We start from the raw sequence: 14,666 nt of genomic DNA, 5'->3' as shown, positions 1-14,666 counted from the left end.
TGTTCAATATCCTGGCAGGAGAGGAAAGTGATGAGGGCAATGGAACGTACTTTTTTAATGATTAAGCCGGATGGGGTCCAGCGCGGATTGATCGGCCGCATCGTCGGCCGTTTGGAGGATAAAGGCTTCAAAATGGTTGCCGGCAAGTTTCTGCAGATTTCGGACGAGCAGGCAAAGCGCCATTATGCGGAGCATGAAGGTAAGGATTTCTACGATAATCTCGTCGGCTTTATTACTTCGGGACCGGTATTCGCGATGGTATGGGAAGGCGATGACATTATCGCCCTGTCCCGTCAGGTCATCGGCAAAACGAATGTGAAGGAAGCGCAGCCGGGTACGATCCGCGGCGACTTTGCCTCCCATACGCCGCATAATCTGATCCACGGATCGGATTCGCCGGAGAGCGCGCAGCGCGAGATCGCCAACTTTTTCGATGAGTCGGAGCTGGTGCAATATGAGAAAACGCTTGCTCCTTGGCTGTAGCCGAACAGGAATTGCTAAGCAGGTCAGAATAATTTACAGTAACAGGATGATAACATGACGGAACATGGACTATTGACGGAGGACCAGGATTATGTCGGCTTTGTCCGCAGCATCGAGCGGAGCACGGGAATCAATCTGGCCGATTACAAGGAAGCGCAGATGAAACGGCGGCTGACGACGCTGCGCAACAAGAAGGGCTACTCGACCTTTGCGGCATTTTACGATGCGATGATGAAGGACAAGCCGCTATTTCACGAGTTTCTGGACCGGATGACGATCAACGTATCAGAGTTCTGGCGAAACCCGAACCGGTGGGAAATTTTGAAAGAGAAGATTTTACCCTCCATCGCCGAGCAGAACCCGGGTACGCTTAAGCTGTGGAGCGCAGCCTGCTCTACGGGCGAGGAGCCGTATACCCTTGCGATGATTTTGGCGGAGAAGAAGCTGCTGAACCGGGCGCGCATTACGGCAAGCGATATCGATGAAGGAGCGCTGCAGAAGGCGAAGGAAGGAATGTATCTGGAGCGTTCGCTAAAGGACGTGCCGCAGGAGGTTGCCTCGCGGTATTTCACGGAAGAAGGCGCCCTGTACCGGTTCAGCGACAGTCTGAAGAAGGAGATCGTTTTCCAGAAGCAGAACTTGTTGACGGACCGGTTCGAGACCGGCTTCGATCTGATCGTGTGCCGGAATGTCATGATTTATTTTACAGAGGATGCCAAGCATAAGCTGTACATGAAGTTTGCGGCAAGTCTGAAGCCCGGCGGATTTCTGTTTGTGGGCAGCACCGAGCAAATCTTCAATCCGGGCCAATACGGCTTGGAGAGCAATGAAACGTTTTTTTACCGGAAGCTCTAGCTCACTGTGTGCGAAGCTGCGCCGGAGCGAGCAGCCGGGATCAGGATCGATACCATCCAATCATGGTTGGCAATCGCGGTGCGCGAGCAGGCTGACCATAAAGGCGAAGCGCTTTTCCATCCGGGGATGAGAGGCGCTTTTGCTGTATAGAGGGATTCTTGTCAAAGCGTATTAGCTATACTATAATGATCAGAAGATATTTACGGATTTTAGCGTTTTAACGCTTAAAAGTTTAAAGGGGGAAAAGCATCATGAGTTTACGTTTTCTAACGGCGGGAGAAACGCACGGGCCTCAGCTGACTACGATTATCGAAGGGCTTCCGAGCAATATGAAGATCGATTTCGATGCGCTGAATTTTCAGCTGCACCGGCGCCAGAAGGGATACGGCCGCGGACGGCGCATGCAGATCGAGAAGGATACGGCCCAGATTCTCGGGGGAGTGCGCCACGGATATACGACCGGCGCGCCGGTTGCGCTTGTCGTGGAGAACAAGGACTGGACGCACTGGAGAAACATCATGAATGTGGAGCCGATCGAAGGCAATGACGAAGCGAAGCGGCGTGTGCACCGCCCAAGACCCGGCCATGCGGATCTGAACGGCGGGTTGAAATATAACCTGAAGGATCTGCGCAACGTGCTGGAGCGCTCCAGCGCGCGGGAGACGACCGTACGGGTAGCCGTCGGCGCCATCGCCAGACAGTTTCTGGAGCAGTTCGGCGTGAAGGTGGCGGGACAGGTCATCCGGATCGGCGAGATTGAGGCGCCTCCGCACAATCTCCCGATTGACGAGCTGATCGAGCGCACGGAGGCCTCCTCGGTCCGGGTCGTTGATGCTGAGACGGAGAAGAAGATGGAAGCCTATATTGACCAAATCAAGCAGGAGGGCGATTCCATCGGCGGCGTCGTCGAGTGCATTATCGAGGGATTGCCGGTCGGCCTTGGCAGCCATGTGCAGTATGACCGCAAGCTTGACGGCCGCATCGCCCAGGGCGTGATGTCGATCAATGCCTTTAAGGGCGTCGAGGTCGGCATCGGATTTGAAGCCGGAGAGCTTCGCGGCTCCCAGGTGCATGACGAGATCATGTACAGCGAGGAACGCGGCTACTACCGCGCGACCAATCGCTTGGGCGGCTTCGAGGGCGGGATGACCAACGGCATGCCGATCGTTGTCCGCGGCGTCATGAAGCCGATCCCAACGCTGTATAAGCCGCTTCAAAGCGTGGATATCGATACGAAGGAGCCTTTTACCGCCCAGGTGGAACGCTCGGATGCATGTGCGGTCCCTGCGGCCAGCGTCGTCATGGAGCATGTCGTCACATGGGAGGTAGCCAAAGCGTTCCTGGAGAAATTCGGCGGCGATTCGATGGAGGAGATCCATGCGAATTACCAAAACTACCTGAAGCAGCTGGAGAGCTACTAAGATGAGGACGCTGCGAGTTGAATTGGGAGAGCGCTCATACCCCATCTATATCGGCTCAGGGATAATGGATTCGATCGGGGAACTGAGCCGAAAGCACGGCATTAGCGTCAAGAGCCCCCAGCTGATCGTAACGGATGACAAGGTAGCGCCTTATTACTTGGCCCAGGTTGAGCAAGCGTTGACAGCGGAAGGCTACTCGGTTGTTACGCATACCGTACCGTCCGGGGAATCCTCCAAATCGCTGCAAGTGTACGAGGAGGTTATGACAACCGCGATCCGCGGCAAGCTGGACCGCAGCTCGGCGGTGTTTGCCCTCGGAGGAGGCGTCGTCGGCGACCTCGCCGGCTTCGTCGCGGCTACTTATATGCGCGGGGTCACGTTCGTCCAGATCCCGACGACCATTCTCGCCCATGACAGCAGCGTGGGCGGCAAGGTTGCGGTCAACCACCCGCTTGCCAAAAACATGATCGGCGCCTTCCACCAGCCGGCGATGGTGCTCTATGACGTGGATACGCTGAAGTCTCTCCCGCCGCGCGAGGTCTCGTCCGGACTCGCCGAAATGGTGAAGCACGGGCTCATTTTGGATCGTGATTTCGCGTATTGGTGCCGGGATCATGCCGAGGAGCTGCTCGGGCTCGTTCCGGAGACGTTGATCTACGGCCTGGAGCGGGGCTGTGCCATTAAAGCCGATGTCGTCTCCAAGGACGAGCGGGAAGGCGGTCTTCGCGCCATTCTTAATTTGGGCCACACGATCGGCCATGCGATCGAAGCTGTCGGTGGTTACGGACGTTTCCTTCACGGGGAAGCGATTGCGATCGGAATGGCCGGCTCGGCTATGCTGGCAGGCATGCTGGGAAGAGACCAGAGCCTGTATGCCGAGACGGTCGGCATGCTGCAGGCATTGAATCTCCCGGTGACGCTTCCTGCCGATATCATGGTCGAGGACATTATGGACGCGATGCAGCATGACAAGAAATTCGCCGAAGGCCGGATGGTGTTTATCGTCCCCGAGGCCATCGGGTCAGTCAGCATCGTCAAGGATGTACCGGTCGATGCTGTTCGAACGGTCGTTGAACAGCTGAAGGGAGAGGTTAATACATGATGAATCGGGGAATCCGGGGAGCCACAACGGTGACCCGCAATGAAGAGCAGGAGATTTTGCAGGAGACGCTTCGCCTGTTGGAAGAGATCGTTAGGCGCAACGACCTTCAGCCGGAATATATAAGCAACATCTGGATTACGATGACGCAGGATTTGGACGCGGCCTTCCCTGCTCGTGCCATCCGCCAGCTGGAGGGCTGGGACCTCGTGCCTTTGATGTGCTCCGTCGAAATACCGGTGAAGGGCAGTCTTCCGCGCTGTATCCGCTTCATGGTGCAGGTCAATACCGACAAGAGCCAGAGCGAGATCAAGCATGTGTATTTGAACGAAGCGAAGCGGCTTCGCCCGGATTTGTCCGGCGCGGGGGCCGACAAGCAAAATTAAGGGTTGCGGATTACCGCCATCATCCTGTATAGTGGTATCAGAATATAGCTGAGTAGAGTTTAGGTTTCACAGATGAGTTGAGTTGAGAAGAGCAGAGTTAGCATTTTAGGCAATTTCATATCGGGATTAGGAATCCGTGGTTCATTGATCATGATTGGGCTATTCTAACTTGGCGGAAGGAATGCCGGCAGATGCCGCATTTTATGTCGCGTCAGGTATACGAACAGCACGGCATTGGATTTGGTGAAGCCTTCGGGGATTTCTGTACCGTGCTCTTAATAACAATTCTCATATGCAGAACGAACCAAACCTCTACTTCGGTAGAGGTTTTTTTGTATTTGACAATCATGAAGGAGGGTTTGGCATGGCACATCCATCGATGGAGAAAGTGGTGGCAATGGCAGGCGAATATAATCTGATTCCGGTAGCGATCCGATTGCTGGCCGACATGGAAACGCCGATTCGCTTATTTCAGCGGTATGCGGAGCGGAAGCGGGCATTTTTACTTGAAAGCGTAGAGGGCGGCGTGCAATGGGCGCGCTATTCGTTCATCGGAACAGATCCCTTCTTGATGATTCGCGGCAAAAAAGGCGGCATCGAAATCGAAATGAACGGCGAGCGTTCCGTGCTGAAGGGAAAGCCGGTAGAAGAGCTTAAGGCGCTCTTGCGAAAATACCGCAGCCCGCAGCTCAAGGATATGCCTCCCTTTACAGGCGGGGCGATCGGATTTTTCGGATACGATCTGCTGCAGTATTACGAGAAGCTGCCTGCGCATGCGCTCGACGATTTGGGCATGGATGATATCCGGTTCATGTTCTGTGACCAGGTCATCGTGTTCGACCACGTGAAGCAGCAAATCATGCTTATCGGCAACGTGCACGTCGAGCACGGGGATACGGACGAGGACATTCGTCAGAAGTATGACCATGTACGCCGCAGGCTCGAGGCGGCGGCGGAGCAGCTGCAGGAAGACGGGCCGAGGGAGAATGTGAATTCCAGAAGCATTCCGGCAGATGTCGAGCTCGGAGATATTCAATCGAACATGACCAAAGAGAAATATATGGCCAACGTAGAGCAGGCGAAGGAGTATATTCGGGCTGGCGATATTTTTCAGGTCGTGCTCTCCCAGCGGTTTCATATTGAGACGGACGTAACGCCGCTTCATGTCTATCGCGTGCTTCGCACGCTGAATCCTTCGCCGTATATGTATTACCTCAAATTGGACGACGACATCATCGTGGGGACGTCGCCGGAAGCGCTGGTCAAGGTTGATGGACGTCGCGTAGAGACGAGACCGATTGCAGGAACCCGGCCAAGAGGCATCGACGAAGCCGAGGATCAGCTGCTGGCGGAGGAGCTGCTGCAAGACGAGAAGGAGCGGGCGGAGCATCTGATGCTGGTGGATCTGGGGCGTAACGACCTCGGACGCGTATCGGAGTTCGGCTCGGTGAAATGCGACACCTTTATGGAGATTGAAAAATACTCGCATGTGATGCATATGGTATCCGGGGTTTCCGGACGCCTCAGCGAGAATAAGGACTTCTTCGATGCATTCCTTTCCTGCCTTCCGGCCGGAACCGTGTCAGGCGCGCCGAAGCTCAGAGCGATGGAGATCATTGCGGAGCTGGAGCGGGAAGCCCGAGGCGTTTATGCCGGAGCGATCGGATATCTCGGCTTTGGCGGCAACATGGATTCCTGCATCACCATCCGGACGATTATTTTCCGCGGGGGAAAAGCATATGTTCAGGCCGGCGCCGGCATCGTCTGGGATTCCGTACCCGAGAAGGAGTATGAGGAGACGGTCAATAAAGCCAAAGGCATGCTGAAAGCGATCCGGGTAGCGGAAGCGATGTTCCCTGCTAACAGCGGCGCTGAGGATTTCATTAATCAGGATTACCTGTATCAATACACACCTTAACCTAGAGGAGGAGAACGAGATGAACATTATGGAACCGGTACAATCCAGCCTTTCCAAGCTGATTGAAGGCCAGGACCTGAGCCGTGAAGAAGCGCGCGGAGTGATGCAGTCCATTATGGACGGGCAGGCCACTCCTTCTCAGATCGGAGGCCTGCTGACCGCCCTGAGGATCAAAGGGGAGACTGTCGATGAAATCACTGGCTTTGCCGAGGCGATGAGAGGAGCCGGCGGGAGAGTTGTCACGGAGCGCAACCGGCTGCTGGACACCTGCGGAACCGGCGGGTCGGGCATTCATAAATTCAACATTTCAACGGTATCGGCCATCATATCCTCCTCGGTATCGGTCCGGGTGGCTAAGCACGGCAACCGCTCCGCTTCGGGGCGCGCCGGGAGCGCGGATGTGCTGGAAGCGCTAGGAGTTAACATTCACCTGACGCCGGAGCAGGCCAAGGCATGTCTTGACGAAATCGGCATCTGCTTCCTGTTCGCCCAGATCTATCATCCGTCGATGAAGCATGCGGCCGCGCCGCGGAAGGAGCTGGGGGTAAGGACGGTGTTCAATATGCTGGGACCGCTGACGAATCCGGCCGGGGCGGACCGGCAGATGCTCGGGATATATGACATGAGCAAGACGGAAACGATCGCCCATGTGCTGAAAGAGCTCGGACTGAAGAGAGCCATGGTCGTCACAAGCCATGAGGGGTTGGATGAAATCAGCGTATCCGCTCCGACCCGAGTATCCGAGCTTCGGGGCGGGGAAGTGCGCACCTATGACATTCATCCTGCCGACCTTGGCCTGCAGGTTCATCCGATGGAGGCGATCCTCGGCGGTGACGCCCAGGAAAATGCCGCGATTATCGGCTCGGTGCTCCGCGGGGAGAAAAGCGCATACCGGGATATCGTGCTGGCGAATGCCGGAGCCTGCATCTACGTAGCCGGACTCGCGGACAGTCTTAAGGAAGGCGTGCAGCAGGCTGCGCATGCTATTGATTCAGGGCTTGCCCAGGCGAAACTGGAGCAGCTTATTATACGGACGGGGGAATTAAGCTATGTATCTTGATCGAATCGTAGCCACGAAGAAGCAGGAGGTCGCGAAGCTGCGCGAAACGTTCTCCGCTGCGGAAGCGGAAAGCCGGATTAAGGAATTGCCGCCGACTATCGGATTTGCACGAACGCTTGCGGAAGGGCGCAAACGCAGCATGGGCTTGATCGCCGAAGTGAAGAAGGCTTCGCCGTCCAAAGGATTGATACGGCCGGATTTTGATCCGGTCATGATCGCGAAGGCCTACGAGGCCGCAGATGCCGATTGCCTTTCCGTCCTGACGGACCGGGAGTACTTTCAGGGCAGCGGAGATTATTTAAAGGCCGTTCGCGAGGCTGTCCGTTTGCCCCTGCTCCGCAAGGATTTCATTATCGACGAGACGCAAATTTATGAAGCGCGCTTGCTTGGCGCGGACGCTATTCTGCTCATTGCCGCAATTCTTACGGAGGAGCGTATGGCGGAATTTATGGACCTGGCCTCTTCCATCGGGCTGGACTGCCTGGTTGAGGTGCATGACAGTGAGGAGCTTCGTACGGTGCTTAAGCTCAATCCGTCTTTGATCGGCATCAACAACCGGAATTTGCGCACATTCGAAACCTCGCTCGAGACGACAGCCGATCTGGCAGGCGATGTGCCTGAAGGAGTGACGCTTATCAGCGAGAGCGGCATATCGCGGCCGGCCGATATCTCGTATTTGCATTATGTTGGGGCGCATGGCGTACTGGTTGGAGAACATTTCATGCGACAGCCGGATGTTTTCCGTGCCGTGAATGATTTGATGGGACCGGTCCCGGTTGCCACTGACTCGGAATAAAAGGGGAGCGGCTTGATGAGCGAGACGGCAGTAAAAATATGTGGACTTCAAAGCGTTGAAGTGCTAAAATCTATGATAAACTTACCTGTGGATTATATCGGATTTGTATTTGCCAAGAGCCGGCGGAAGGTGACGCCCGAGCAAGCCGGGGAGCTGATCGGCATATTGAAGAAGTGGAGCTCAGGACAGGCGCCCGCCGCCGTCGGCGTGTTGGTTAATCCTGATTGGAGCGAGCTTGAGGAGCTGCTTTCGCATGCCCCGCTCGACATCGTACAACTGCACGGTCAGGAAACGCCGCAGTTTTGCCGGGAAGTGAAAGAGCGCTTCCCGGTTTCCGTTTTTAAAGTGGTGTCGATCGGCGGGGAGAAGAGCGATGAAGCACGAATGGCTGCGCTCGACTCGTATGCAGGCTGCATCGACGGACTGCTCGTCGATACCTTCGATCCGGAGTATGGCGGGGGATCAGGCAAGACATTCGCCTGGGACCTCATTCCGCCTTACCAAGACTGGGCCAAGCAGCATGGAATTCCGCTCTTCGTGGCCGGAGGGCTCGATGCGGATAATGTATCGCAATTAATTAGCCGGTACGCTCCCGATGGCGTGGATGTATCCAGCGGTGTCGAGCGCGAGCCGGGCGTGAAGGACATACAGAAGGTGCAAGCATTCGTGGAAAGGGTGAAGGGGATATGAGAACAGAGCTGCCTGACGTCAATGGACGTTTCGGGGTGTTCGGCGGACGGTTCGTACCGGAAACGCTGATGAACGCCTTGATCGAGCTGGAACAGGAGTATAACCGCTATGCGGAAGATGCTGAATTCAAGGAGGAGATCGCCTATCTGCTGAAGCAGTATTCCGGCAGGGAGACTCCGCTGTATTACGCCGAGCGGTTCAGCCGTCATCTTGGCAAGGCCAAGATCTATTTGAAGCGGGAGGACCTGAACCATACGGGCGCCCATAAAATTAATAATGCCATTGCCCAAGGCGTACTTGCCAAACGGATGGGCAAGACCAAGGTCATTGCCGAGACTGGGGCCGGCCAGCATGGAGTGGCGACGGCCACCGTGGCTGCGCTGCTTGGACTGGAATGCAAAGTATTTATGGGCGAAGAAGACACGAAGCGGCAGCAGCTTAACGTGTTCCGCATGAAGATGCTCGGAGCCGAGGTTATACCGATAACGTCCGGCAGCCGCACGCTGAAGGATGCCGGCAACGAAGCGCTCCGATACTGGGTCAGCAACGTGGAGGACACGTTCTATGTGCTCGGATCGGCTGTGGGACCGCATCCGTATCCGATGATGGTTCGCAATTTCCAGCGAATCATCGGAGACGAGACGCGCAGACAGATTCTGGAGAGCGAAGGCCGGCTTCCGAGCATGATATTGGCACCGGTGGGCGGCGGCAGCAATGCAATCGGCATGTTCTATCCGTTTCTGGAGGATAGCGAGGTGCGCCTGATCGGCGTTGAGGCGGCCGGCAAGGGCGTTGAGACCGAGTTCCATGCCGCTACGATGACTAAGGGAACCCAGGGCGTATTCCAGGGCTCGATGAGCTATCTGCTTCAGGATGAGTACGGCCAGGTTCAGGAGGCCCATTCCATCTCGGCCGGCTTGGATTACCCGGGCGTCGGCCCAGAGCATTCGTATTTGAAGGATATCGAGCGGGTCCAATACGAGCCGATCACGGACGCGGAGGCGCTTGAAGCGCTGCAGCTGCTGTGCCGGACCGAAGGGATCATTCCGGCGCTGGAGTCCGCGCATGCCCTGGCTCAAGCCGTGAAGATGGCCCCGCAATGGACCGAGGAGGACCTGATCGTCATCAACTTGTCAGGTCGCGGCGACAAGGACGTAGAGTCCATTATGGCATATACGGGAGGGAAGACGCTATGAACCGGATCGATCAGACGTTTGAAACATTAAAATTGCATAACAAAACGGCGCTCATCCCGTATTTGACCGTTGGCGATCCCGACCCGGAGACGACCCTGGACATCATCGCCGAGCTCGAAAGCTCCGGCGCCGACATCATTGAGCTGGGCGTGCCGTATTCGGATCCGCTGGCCGACGGACCGGTGATCCAGCGGGCTTCCGAGCGGGCGCTCAAGAACAAAGTCACGATCCGCACCTGCATGGACATCGCACTAAAGGCTCGGGAACGCGGCAGCCAATTACCTTTCATCCTGTTCACTTATTATAACCCGGTGCTGCAGATGGGCCTGGACACCTTCTTTGAGGAAGTGCTGAAGCACGATATCAGCGGCCTGATCATACCGGATCTGCCCGTGGAGGAATCGGCGGAGATCCGTACCCGTGCAGCAGCGGCTGGCGTTCACCTCATTCCGTTAGTGGCACCGACCTCCCATGAGCGGATCGCTACCATCCTTTCGGAGGCAACCGGATTCGTTTATTGCGTGTCTTCGCTCGGAGTAACGGGTGAGCGCACGGATTTCTATTCCGGCGTGGAGGCTTTCCTTGAGACGGTGAAGGAATACAGCCGCGTGCCGATCGCGATCGGCTTTGGCATTTCAACAGGGGAGCAGGTGGCCAGATTCTCCAAGATTTGTGACGGCGTCGTAGTCGGCAGCGCCATCGTCCGCACGATCGAATCGAATATTCCGCTGCTGGAGCGCGAGGAGACTCGCGGACAAGGGCTTTCGCAAATCGGACAATTTGTGGCACAATTAAAAGGAGCGAAGCTTGCCCTAGACCGATAGGGTGTTTAAAGAATTAGTTGTAGAGATAGATATGAAAGGTGAGGCGAATATCAAATGAAACCAAAAGCGCAAATCGTGGATCTTCCCGTCTACCAGCCGGGAAAACCGATCGAAGAGGTGAAGAAGGAGCTGGGGCTGGATCGCGTGATCAAGCTGGCTTCGAACGAAAATCCATACGGCTGCTCGCCGCTTGCAAGAGAAGCGATCACGGCGGAGCTGGAAACGCTCAGCCTGTATCCGGACGGCAGTGCAGCGGAATTGACAGCTGCGCTGGCGGAGCATTTGAACGTTGCAAGCCCTCAGATTATTTTCGGCTGCGGCTCCGATGAGATCATCGCGCTCATTATCCGGGCATTCCTCGTTCCGGGCGACGAAACGATCATGGCCGACCAGACGTTCTCGGTATATAAGACAAACGCCGAGATTGAAGGTGCGGTCAGCATCGAGGTTCCGCTTGTCGATGGAAAACACGACCTCCAAGGCATGCTCGACGCGATCACGGATAAAACCAAAATCATCTGGGTATGCAATCCGAACAACCCGACCGGCACCATCGTTTCGGAGGCGGAGCTTGTTCAGTTCCTGGACGCCGTTCCTGAGCACATTATGGTCGTTCTCGATGAAGCTTACTTCGAATACGTCACCGATGCTTCGTACCCGAACAGCATCCCGCTGATGGGTCGCTACCCGAATCTGGTCATCCTCCGCACCTTCTCCAAGATTTACGGGCTGGCGGCGATGCGGATCGGGTATGGGGTTGCACAAGAAGAGGTGATCTCCCTAATCAACCGTGTACGGGAGCCGTTCAATACGGGACGTCTAGCGCAGGCAGCAGCCAAGGCAGCGCTGAAAGATCAGGCGTTCGTGGCCAAATGCCGCAAGCGGAATGAAGAAGGGATCAAGTACCTTCAAGGAGAATTAGACCGTCTCGGGCTGTCGTATTTCCCGGCACACGGCAACTTCATCATGATCGATGTGAGAAGATCCGGAAAGGATGTCTTCCAGTCTCTTCTCAGCAAAGGCATTATCATCCGCCCTGGATTTGAGCGGTATCCGAATTGGATTCGGGTAACGGTCGGGTCGCAGGAGCAGAACGATGCTTTTATCGGAGCGCTTGAGCAGGTAATCGCCGAAGTGAGCCCTGTAGTATAACAATCAAGGAACGGATTTGAAACAACCATAATCACCATAATCAGCTAAACATCGCAGTTTGAAACGAGTGAGAGAACATGACCATGCATATATCCATATTTGGTGTCGGCTTGATCGGCGGATCGCTGGCCTTGTGCTTTAAAGGGAAGCCGGGCATCACCGTTACCGGCTACGCGCACACCGAAGCTTACGCCGAACAGGTGAGGTCCAAAGGCGTAGTAGACCATGTTACATTATCGGTGGAGGAGGCAGCCCGGGACGCAGACGTTATTTTCCTTTGCGTTCCCGTGGGCAGCCTTGAATATTACCTGAAACAGTTGAACGAGATTCAATTAAAGCCCGGCTGTATCATAACCGATGTGGGAAGCACGAAAGCAAGCATCGCCGAGTGCGCCTCGCAGCTTGAGCTGAAGGATGCCTGCTTTATCGGCGGGCATCCGATGGCCGGTTCGGAGCGTTCCGGCGTCGGGGCGGCTTCGACGCTGCTGTTCGAAAATGCCTATTATGTGCTTACCCCGGCGGATAACGTACCGGAGGAGAAGCTGGATACCCTTGCACGCCTTCTGGCGCATACCCGGGCGCATATCGTACGGGTTGAGCCGCGTCTTCATGATGAGATTGTGGGTGCCATCAGTCATCTGCCTCATATCATTGCCGTCGCGCTCGTGAACCAGATCAGCGCTTATAACGACGATAATGCGCTGTACCGCACGCTGGCGGCCGGCGGCTTCCGCGATATTACCCGGATTGCATCGAGCGACCCGGTCGTTTGGCGGGATATCCTGCTGAATAACCGGAACGTCATGCTGCCGCTGCTGCGTGATTGGAATGAGGGGATTCAGCGCTTTATGGATATGCTGGAGGAGGGCAACGGAGCTGCCATAGAAGAGGCTTTCCGCCGAGCGGGCGAGTTCCGCAGCGTGCTGCCGGAAAGACGCAAAGGCATGATTGTATCCCAGTATGACTTGTATCTGGATGTGCCTGACCACCCGGGTATTATCGGCCGCATCGCGACCGAGCTCGGTGCCAACAGCATCAACCTGAGCAATATTCAAATCATCGAAAGCCGGGAAGATGTGCCGGGCGTTATGAGGCTGTCCTTCCGGAACGAAGTGGATCAGGAACGGGCGAAAGAGCTGCTGTTATCGAAAGGTCATCCCGTTTATCAATAGCTGTTGCGGTTGTTTTTAAAACAACCGCAAATAAATACGTTTACTGTATTGACAAAATGAAAACGTATACATATAATAAAAGTACAGTATGGTTTCTCTCCACTCCTATCCAAAATATTGCACTATGTGCGGCCGTCTTCAGATGAAGGCGGTTTTTTTTTGTCAATTTCCTGAACATGCCAAGGAATCTGGCATAAAACTGATTCTTTCTCCAATATGTGCTATAATGCTAGAGTGCTAGTGTAGAAGATTTGGGGAAATTGCCAAATACATAGAATAGTCAGTCACCAAGAGGCGTAACTATATATGGTTTGACGGTACTTTTACAGATCCTAATTGATCGTTTCCTTGGACATTCAAGGAAGTTGAGGCACCGGTGGGAGAAGGAGGAACGAAAAATCATATGACGGATTCCCAGTTAATACAAGAAATCAAGCAGGGCAATACCGAGCTGTACTCGGAGCTTATGCGTCGTTACCAGAGAAAAATATTGGCATTTGTCTATCATATGTTAAAGAGCTCCAATATGGAGCTGATGGCGGAGGATTTATGCTCCGAGACATTCTATAAGGCTTTCCGCAGCCTGCATTCGTTTCGCGAGGTGGATGCATCGTTCTCGACATGGCTGTATACCATCGCGCGGAATACGGTGCTGAGCGAGCTCCGGAAGCATCGCAGCGGTACGCTGCCGCTGGAGGAGAGCGGGGTCGTTCCCGTGGCTCCGATTGAGGTCGCACCCGAACAGGCGATTTTACGAAGCGAACGCGTACATATGGTAAGGGAAGCCATCAATAATTTACCCGAGAAGCAGCGGTCAGCGCTGATTCTCCGGGAGTACGATCAGCTGGACTATCAGGAAATTGCAGACATATTAGGTCAAAGCGTCAGCTCCGTCAAATCCCTGCTGTTTCGAGCCAGAGGCAGTGTCAAAATTCAGCTCGAGCCTTATTTCTACGAACCGGTCATGGAAGAGCTGAGAGGGATGGGGAGCAAATGAATTGCCAAGAAGCCCGAGAGCTGATGGAAAGTGTCTGGGATTTGCCTGACGAAGATCCGCGGCGACAGCGGCTGAATGCGCATGTAAATACCTGCAGCGCGTGCGCGGCGGAGTACGAATTGTGGCTTCAGAGTTTGAACATGGTTCATGTTCTGGAAGAGGAGGATATTCCGGGAATCGATAGCGAACGGATCAACCGCAACGTCATGGACCGGATTTATCGGGATTTTCCTTGGCTGGTGGAGGAAACCTCGAAGAGCCGGGCAGTAAGCCGAGTATTTCGTAAGCGGTTGACCTTATGGATAGCCGGATTTTTGGCACTGTTCGTTTGCAGCTTCATTTATTTTGCAGTCATCGAAAGCCCGGCTAAACCGGCACCCGAGGCGGTTGCAACCGGGATTATCCCGACGGGGATCGCAGATACCGGTCAGAGCCTGACGGGCAAGGATTACAACATTCCGAAGACCAACAGCGGAATTATCGATCCGTTCGTGGTTGGAATGAGTCCTACCGAGCCGCAGTATTGGATGCTGCTGTCGCTCCTGAGTGTGGGGCTGGCCATGTATTTCCTGATGCGGCTAAATCGGGTCAGACGGTAACGTATGCTATGAAAGATA

The 14,666-nt window shown here is 55.0% G+C and carries 15 protein-coding genes; all 15 read left to right on the top strand.

Annotated features, from left to right (window positions below; genetic code table 11):
- The first annotated feature begins 39 nt into the window (after window positions 1–39).
- The 15 genes from ndk to BBD41_RS04060 all read left to right on the top strand — a co-directional run bounded on the left by ndk (window position 40) and on the right by BBD41_RS04060 (window position 14,648).
- A complete protein-coding gene (gene ndk, locus BBD41_RS04130) occupies window positions 40–483 on the top strand; it encodes a nucleoside-diphosphate kinase (RefSeq protein ID WP_077568921.1) in 444 nt (147 codons plus the stop codon).
- A gap of 54 nt (window positions 484–537) precedes the next feature.
- Window positions 538–1,338 (top strand): CheR family methyltransferase, encoded by an 801-nt coding sequence (locus BBD41_RS04125; RefSeq protein ID WP_099476805.1) that lies wholly within the window; start codon window positions 538–540, stop codon window positions 1,336–1,338.
- A gap of 251 nt (window positions 1,339–1,589) precedes the next feature.
- The gene (aroC, locus tag BBD41_RS04120; RefSeq protein ID WP_077565432.1) at window positions 1,590–2,759 is read left to right on the top strand and encodes a chorismate synthase; all 1,170 of its coding nucleotides are present in this window, start codon (window positions 1,590–1,592) and stop codon (window positions 2,757–2,759) included.
- A gap of 1 nt (window position 2,760) precedes the next feature.
- Complete coding sequence (gene aroB, locus BBD41_RS04115) at window positions 2,761–3,861, top strand: 3-dehydroquinate synthase (protein WP_077565433.1); 1,101 nt, start codon at window positions 2,761–2,763, stop codon at window positions 3,859–3,861.
- Window positions 3,858–4,244: a chorismate mutase gene (gene aroH / locus BBD41_RS04110; protein ID WP_007129828.1), complete on the top strand. Its 387-nt coding sequence runs from the start codon at window positions 3,858–3,860 to the stop codon at window positions 4,242–4,244. The genes aroB and aroH overlap by 4 nt, the downstream gene beginning before the upstream one ends.
- Before the next feature lie 364 nt (window positions 4,245–4,608).
- A complete protein-coding gene (trpE, locus tag BBD41_RS04105; protein WP_099476804.1) occupies window positions 4,609–6,162 on the top strand; it encodes an anthranilate synthase component I in 1,554 nt (517 codons plus the stop codon).
- Window positions 6,163–6,181: 19 nt separating this feature from the next.
- Window positions 6,182–7,222 carry an anthranilate phosphoribosyltransferase gene (gene trpD / locus BBD41_RS04100; RefSeq protein WP_099476803.1) on the top strand — a complete coding sequence of 347 codons (1,041 nt, stop codon included), beginning with the start codon at window positions 6,182–6,184 and terminating at the stop codon, window positions 7,220–7,222.
- Window positions 7,212–8,018 (top strand): indole-3-glycerol phosphate synthase TrpC, encoded by an 807-nt coding sequence (gene trpC / locus BBD41_RS04095; protein WP_099476802.1) that lies wholly within the window; start codon window positions 7,212–7,214, stop codon window positions 8,016–8,018. The genes trpD and trpC overlap by 11 nt, the downstream gene beginning before the upstream one ends.
- A gap of 15 nt (window positions 8,019–8,033) precedes the next feature.
- The gene (locus BBD41_RS04090) at window positions 8,034–8,708 is read left to right on the top strand and encodes a phosphoribosylanthranilate isomerase (RefSeq protein ID WP_099476801.1); all 675 of its coding nucleotides are present in this window, start codon (window positions 8,034–8,036) and stop codon (window positions 8,706–8,708) included.
- Complete coding sequence (gene trpB, locus BBD41_RS04085) at window positions 8,705–9,904, top strand: tryptophan synthase subunit beta (RefSeq protein ID WP_099476800.1); 1,200 nt, start codon at window positions 8,705–8,707, stop codon at window positions 9,902–9,904. The genes BBD41_RS04090 and trpB overlap by 4 nt, the downstream gene beginning before the upstream one ends.
- Entirely contained in the window at window positions 9,901–10,728 is an 828-nt protein-coding gene (trpA, locus tag BBD41_RS04080) for a tryptophan synthase subunit alpha (RefSeq protein ID WP_077565439.1), read from the top strand. Before trpB ends, trpA begins: the two co-directional genes overlap by 4 nt.
- A gap of 54 nt (window positions 10,729–10,782) precedes the next feature.
- Window positions 10,783–11,880 carry a histidinol-phosphate transaminase gene (gene hisC / locus BBD41_RS04075; protein ID WP_099476799.1) on the top strand — a complete coding sequence of 366 codons (1,098 nt, stop codon included), beginning with the start codon at window positions 10,783–10,785 and terminating at the stop codon, window positions 11,878–11,880.
- An 83-nt stretch (window positions 11,881–11,963) separates the two neighbouring features.
- Window positions 11,964–13,052, top strand: coding sequence for a prephenate dehydrogenase (locus BBD41_RS04070; RefSeq protein WP_189636099.1), 1,089 nt, complete (start codon window positions 11,964–11,966; stop codon window positions 13,050–13,052).
- Between the two features lie 403 nt (window positions 13,053–13,455).
- On the top strand, window positions 13,456–14,049 hold the full coding sequence (locus tag BBD41_RS04065; protein ID WP_077565442.1) for an RNA polymerase sigma factor: 594 nt from the start codon (window positions 13,456–13,458) through the stop codon (window positions 14,047–14,049).
- Window positions 14,046–14,648, top strand: a complete 603-nt coding sequence (locus BBD41_RS04060) for an anti-sigma factor family protein (RefSeq protein ID WP_077565443.1) — start codon at window positions 14,046–14,048, stop codon at window positions 14,646–14,648. Before BBD41_RS04065 ends, BBD41_RS04060 begins: the two co-directional genes overlap by 4 nt.
- Window positions 14,649–14,666 lie beyond the last annotated feature (18 nt).

Origin of the sequence: Paenibacillus ihbetae (assembly GCF_002741055.1) — a bacterium.
Lineage (GTDB): Bacteria > Bacillota > Bacilli > Paenibacillales > Paenibacillaceae > Paenibacillus_AQ > Paenibacillus_AQ ihbetae.
Note: the sequence above shows the minus strand (reverse complement) of the source record. Positions and strands in the feature narration are given on the sequence as shown.